A 6000-nucleotide genomic window follows, 5' to 3' on the forward strand; every position below is an offset into this window, starting at 1 on the left:
ACAAGTGGCCGTTGCTGAGGCCGTGGCCATCGGTGGCCATGGCCACCGATGGCCGCTCGGGGTGGCCAATGTGGCCATTGTGGCCGCGGCCGGGCAGGTGGGGTTCGTGCCCGTGGCCGCGGCGGTCGTGCGGTGGCCGTGTGGCCGCGGGAGAGAGCGGGTGGAGTTCGCGCCCTCTCCGTTCCGGCAGCCACGCCGGTCGGTCGGGTGGTGCTGGTTCAGTTGTTGGCGAGGTTCAGTACGTCGGCGAGCAGGGTCAGGGACTCGTCGAGGGTGTGGTGCTCGGACTCGGTGAGCGCGGGCGTCTCGGCGGTGGCGAGCGCGGCGATGCGGCGCTGGAGGTCGCGCAGCTGGTCGACCCACACCGACGGGGCGTGGGGCACGAGGGTGTCGATGCGGGTGTGCAGCTCCCAGGACAACCGGTGCAGCGGGAGGTCGTCGCGGTGGTAGTGGGTGAGAGCGTCGCGGATGCCGTCGGTGATGAAGCGGGCGCACATGTCCATGGGTCTCAGCCGTTTCGGATGCGGTGCACCCGACGCGCAACCGGAACCGGCGGCTGCCTCGACCTGGACGTCGGTAACGTCCGGGGAGGGTGACCATCGGAAACGGTGCGAATCGAGCGCAGGAAGTTAAGCCAGGGAGGGAACACACCTGGTCTCCGCGGTCGGATTCACACCGAGACCTCACGTTGCGGGCCGTCCCGTGTCGGTGGACGTGTTCACACCGAGACGTTCATGCTCGCGGCGAGGAACGTAACCGAGCGTCTCTGTCGCCGTCAACGGTCCGTGTGCGATCGCGAACGAGGCCGGCCACGGCCATCCGCGCGTGGCTGCCGCCGATAGTCGCTGGTAGCGGCCACACAGGTCGGTGCCGCGGCCACCGGGATGCTGACGCGGATTCGTGACCGGATCGGGCGATCGATCCGCGGCTGCTGGGCAACGTCTCGGATGTGCGGGTATTGGCGTGTCCGGGATGCTCATGTAAAGTTGCGCCGACACATACCTCGCGGTGTGTGTTCTGATCGACCGGACCTGAGTGCTCGGCGCTTGGGGCCAGTGCTTTCTCGTGTGTGGTGACCGCGACGAGCACAGTCGATCGGGTGTGTGCGCGGAGCTGGCGGCCTCGGAGCCCTGGCCGTGACACCACCCGAGTTCAGGCATGGTTCCTGCATCCCTTGGTTGTGCCCGTGATGCGGGCTGACCTCCTCCGTCTCGGAGTGTCCGGTGATGATCGTGGTGGCTTCGGCTGTTCGGCGGTGCGTTCGCGCGCTGTCGGCCGTCGGCGTGCCGCTTTCCTCGCCAGGGTCGCTCCGGGCGCCGCTGGTTCGGCTGTTCGGCCGGATCGGGTTCACCTCGGTGTTGGTCGTAGGCTCCGCGTTGGTGTGGTTGCTCTCCGCATCAGCCTCGGACAAGCCGGCCGTGACCACCGCGTCGATCGATCTGGTCGCGGACGTCGCGGGCGCCGGTCCGAACGCGGGCGGTGGCAGTGGCGACGCTGTGGCGGGAGCTCCGGCCGGGGCGAAGAAGGAGGCCGCCCCTTCCAACGGTGGCGGGGCCGACCCGGCACCGGCCAGTGCTCCGAAGGACAAGCCGACCGCCGCCCCGGACAACGGGGCCGCGGCCGCGCCGAAAGCACCGGAGAAGGCAGCGCCGAGTACGGACCCCAACGCCGGTAAGGCCGCTCCGCCGCAGCAGCCCCAGGCTGCCCAGGCGAACGCCGGTACCGCGCCGGATACGGGACCGAAGAAGGCGGAGCCGGGTGCGCCCGCCGCACCGACCGCCGCTCCGGCGGCGGCCAAGGATCAGAAGGATGCCGCCGCGGCCCCGGTACCGCCGGCGGGGCCGGCGAAGGATGCACCGGCCACTCCTGCGGTGGCCAAGGATCCCACGGACTCCGCCAGGACACCGGCGCAGCCCGCCGGGACGGGGCCCAATAACGACGCGCCGGCCACCCCCGCGGTGGCCACGGATCCGAAGCAGGCTCCCGGTGCGGTACAGCCGGCGGGTGCGCGGACCCCGGAGCCGGCCGCGCCTCAGACACCGGGCGCTGTTGTTCCGGCGGTGAGCAAGGATCCGAAGTCCGGTCAGGTGGCCGATCCCGGCGAGGCCGTTCCGGCCGTGGCCGTGACACCTCGCAACGGCGCCCCGGCCGATCAGGGACAGACGGGCGCACCGGTTCCGGGCGGCGCACCCCAGCGGATGAGCGACGGAGTCGCCCCCGATGTCGCGGGGGGACCGGTGAAGCCCACGGTCACGAACTCCGACCCGTCTTCGGTCGACGCCCTGCTGACCGGTCTCGTCCAGCCTCAGGACACCGTGGGCAGCGGCGGGAACGGCGACGGGAGCACACCGGCGGCGCCAGGCCTGATGCCCGGTGCGGTGCCGGTACCCGTGGGCGGCAACGGGCCCAGCGGCCCGAGCAGCGCCAGCGGCGGCGGTACCGCCGGTGCCGCTGGTGCCGGCGGCGACTCCGGGGTCATGGACACCCTGGAACCGTTGCTGACCGGTCGGCCGCAGCCGAGGCCGGTCGGTGACCCCGCCTCGATCCTGCTCGATCCGTCCAGTTCGGCGGCCGCGCCGCGCGGACCCCCGACGGCCGCAGACCCCGCCCCGCTGCCCCAGCCGGGCGCACCGCAACGCACCACCCCGGCGCCGGGTGCTGCCGAGCCCGACTCGAGGCTCGTCCAGAAACCGACGGCACCGGACATCAACACCGCGCCGACCACCGTCGCGGGCAAGATCATGGCCGGCGCACAGCTGCCGGGCGTGACCGGAACCTCGAAGACCGAACCGGTGGACACGACGACCGTCCTGCCGCTGCCGCTGGTCAAGGACTCGAAGGACCCGACCAAACAGGGTGGTAGCGCGACCACCCACACGACCGGAACGCTCACCACCATCACCTACCCCGACGGGTCGGTGCTCGTGGGGCAGGACACCACAGACCAGCAGACCAGAACCAACGCCGCGGGCGCGGTGACGACCAGTGAGAACAAGGTCCGCCGCAACGCCGCGCTGCCCACGGCCCCCGAGCCGATCGCGCCGGGCAACCGGACCCCGGGCGGGCCGGTGTTCGCGTCGAACGGCGCGCTGCGCGGCTCGAACTTCGGCGGCACCGTGCCGGGCGCGCCCGTCGGGCCGAACGGGCTGCCCGACCAGAGCGCGCTGAGCCCCGACGGGTTCGGCACCGGGAACCGAGGTGCCGACGGCCCCGACTATGCCGACGGACTGGTGACGGTCCGCCAGACCGCCGCACAGGCGAAGCAGGCCAAGGACAAGGCCGCCGCCGACCAGGCCGCCGCGCAGCGCCCCGGCGAGAAGGCCACCCCTGGACCTGCCGGCCGGCAGCCGGACCTGCCCGGGCAGATGGACATGAGCGACACCACCATCGGCTACTGGGACGGCGGCGGCACCGACGGCAACGCCGCCGCGGACAACCTGACCGCGGCGCAGACCATGCAGAGCGACGCCGCCGACTACCAGGACGCGCTCAACGACGCGATCGACGCCTACGGCAAGCCCACCGAGAACGCCGCCAACAAGGCGATCACCGGCGGCACCGGGTTCACCAGCCGCGCCCAGGTCACCACGACGAACGCCATCGGTGACCGCACCCACGACTCGTACGTCGGCGCGAAGAAGGCGCTGGTCGGCGGCGACCAGACCACCGTGCACGCGGAGCACGCCTGGAACACCTCCGAGGTCGACGCGGCGGTCGACGCGTTCGGTAAGGACCCCGACAACCCGGACGTCCAGAAGCGGATGGACACGGCGTTCTCCGTCGTCAGCGCGGAACCAGGTGCACTGAAGGACTGGGCGCCCTCCTACCAGGGCGGCCCGGACACGGCGCTGGCCATGCGGGCCAAGTCGAACCTGCCCAGCTACCTGGCCACCCAGGGCGAGCACGGCAAGTGGTTCAACGACCTGGCCAACGGCTCGGCCGATGACCGCGCGAGGCTGGTCGGCATGGCCGGCGGCGCGGACGCCGCCGACTACCTGCGCAAGGGCGGCGACTTCGACAAGACCGAGTCCTTCTACCGGGGGCTCGCCACCAAGAAGGGCCCGGTCGCCGACATGCTGGCCGACGCGGAGCCCAACACCCTGTTCGACCTGGCGAGCCAGGGCATGCCGACCGCCCGGCAGGTCGTCGACCTGGCCGCGGGCGCGGACGCGTCGGGCTACGAACGCAGGCAGGCCCTGCAACAGTGGTTCGCCGACACCAACAGCTGGTCGGGTGAGATGCCCGAAGACTTCGAGGCGATTCGGGACGCGCTGCCCGCCGACCAGCAGGCCGAGCTCGACACGCTCTTCGCCGACAACCAGCCCAGCTGGATGATGAAGCGGGCGCAGGACGCCGGCGGCGCGCTGCGGGTCACCGAGGACTGGATGGAGAACAACCTTCCCCAGCTCCCCAGCCTGTACAGCCCCGGCAAGCAGGCGGTGCTGCACGACGAGGGCATGGACGTCCTCGCCAGCATCCCGGAGCTGGGCGTCAAGCTCGGCACGGACCTGCTCTCCGACCAGACCTACAACGAGATGGCCTCCGGGAACTTCGGCGACCCGAAGCCCCTGCCCGACGAGACCCCGCAGCAGGCCCGCGACCGGGTCATGCCGCTGGGCAAGGACATCCAGCAGATGGTCATCGACCCGGTCGTCCACACCTACCAGCGATACGGCGCGCCGCTGCTCGACTACGCGACCGCCCGCATCGGGGGCAACGCGAACGCGGTCGTGGACTTCGGGAAGGCCGCCGGTGACTACGCCAAGCATCCGGTCATCACCGCGATGGAGGACGCGACGACGCTGATCCCGTTCGCCAAGGTCGGGTCCCTGCTCCGTGGCGGTGCGGCCGAGGGAGGGATGGCCGCCCGCGCGGCGGCCCTGGCCCGGCGCGACGCCGGAGCGCTGCGCGCGGGTGAGGGCGGTGCACTCGGCGAGAGCACCCACATCCCGGCGACGCCCGCCCAGCTGAAGAAGGCCGCCGCGCTGGACGCTAAGGCCACCGCCTCGGCCAAGAAGGCCGGTTGGCTCGACGGAAAGGCGGCGGTGAACCGTGACCGCGCCGCCGCGCTGCGAACCGCCCGCGCCCCCGGCCCGGGTGCGGCGAGGGCCGCCACCGCGGACGGCGGCAGAGCCGCCGCGTCGTTCCGCGTCGCGGAGCCGGCCGACGCCGCGTCGCGGGCCCGCGGCCTGGAGCGCACCGCCGCGCTGCAGGAAGGCGCCGCCAAGGTCGGACGCGCCGCCCGCACCGCCGTCGGACACGCCTTGGAGCTGCCGGCGCACGCCGTCTCCGCGCCGTTCCGGGTGTGGGGCATCCCGGCGCGGGCCGTCACCGGCGGAGCGACCTCGCTGCTGGCGAAGACGGCGGGCGCGCTCGCCGAGCGGGGCGCCCGGCGCGCACCGGAGGGTTCCCTGCTCGCCCGGGGTGGCTCCAGCCTGGCGGCCACGCTGAACTCCGCCGCCCGCAAGGCGTGGGTGTACAGCGGAGGTGCCGGGCTCGTGGCGCTGGCCAAGGGCGAGCTGCCCGGGGTCGGCCGCGCGAGGGTCGCCGACCAGCTGCAGGCCGGGTTCCCCGGCGGGCTGGCCGACGTCGCCCGCGACACCGTCGCGCGAGCACACACCGACCTCGGCATCCGGCGCGGAGCGTCGCAGCGGGAGATCGACGCGGCCCACGCCGAGGCCCGCGAGCGGGTCGAGGCGTCGGCGTCGAAGAACACCCGGGGGACCGAGCTCCGCTCACTGGACCGGGCCCGCAAGGTGGCCACGGCGGACCGTCGCTCCTCGGCCGGTCTGTTCCGCCGCGCCGCGGCGACCGCCGCCCACGACGATGCGGCCGGGCGTCAGGAGACTCCGGTCAGGCCGGAGCCCGCCGAGCGGCCGGCGCGCGAGGACAGCGCCGCCGCGTCGACCACGCGGACGGACGGGGTCGAGCCGGTTGCCGTCCGGGACGGGGCCGCGGCCGGTCAGCGTGTCGTGGGGGATGAGGCGGATGTGGCCGGGG

General features: G+C 73.2%; 1 protein-coding gene and 1 pseudogene. One reads left to right on the top strand and one right to left on the bottom strand.

The window, feature by feature from the left end; translation table 11 throughout:
- Positions 1–218 precede the first annotated feature (218 nt).
- Positions 219–503 carry a hypothetical protein gene (locus G406_RS0122025; protein WP_028935458.1) on the bottom strand — a complete coding sequence of 95 codons (285 nt, stop codon included), beginning with the start codon at positions 501–503 and terminating at the stop codon, positions 219–221.
- Between the two features lie 723 nt (positions 504–1226).
- On the opposite strand from G406_RS0122025, the pseudogene G406_RS48885 reads away from it, so the two are divergent.
- Positions 1227–6000, top strand: a pseudogene (locus G406_RS48885) (hypothetical protein); the annotation flags it as partial.

Origin of the sequence: Actinospineispora spinosispora DSM 44797 (assembly GCF_000429025.1) — a bacterium.
Taxonomy (GTDB): Bacteria; Actinomycetota; Actinomycetes; order Mycobacteriales; family Pseudonocardiaceae; genus Pseudonocardia; species Pseudonocardia spinosispora.

Excerpts from the sequence above, each read along its gene's own strand:
- G406_RS0122025 (WP_028935458.1), bottom strand. The coding sequence starts at position 503 with ATGGACATGTGCGCCCGCTTCATCACCGACGGCATCCGCGACGCTCTC.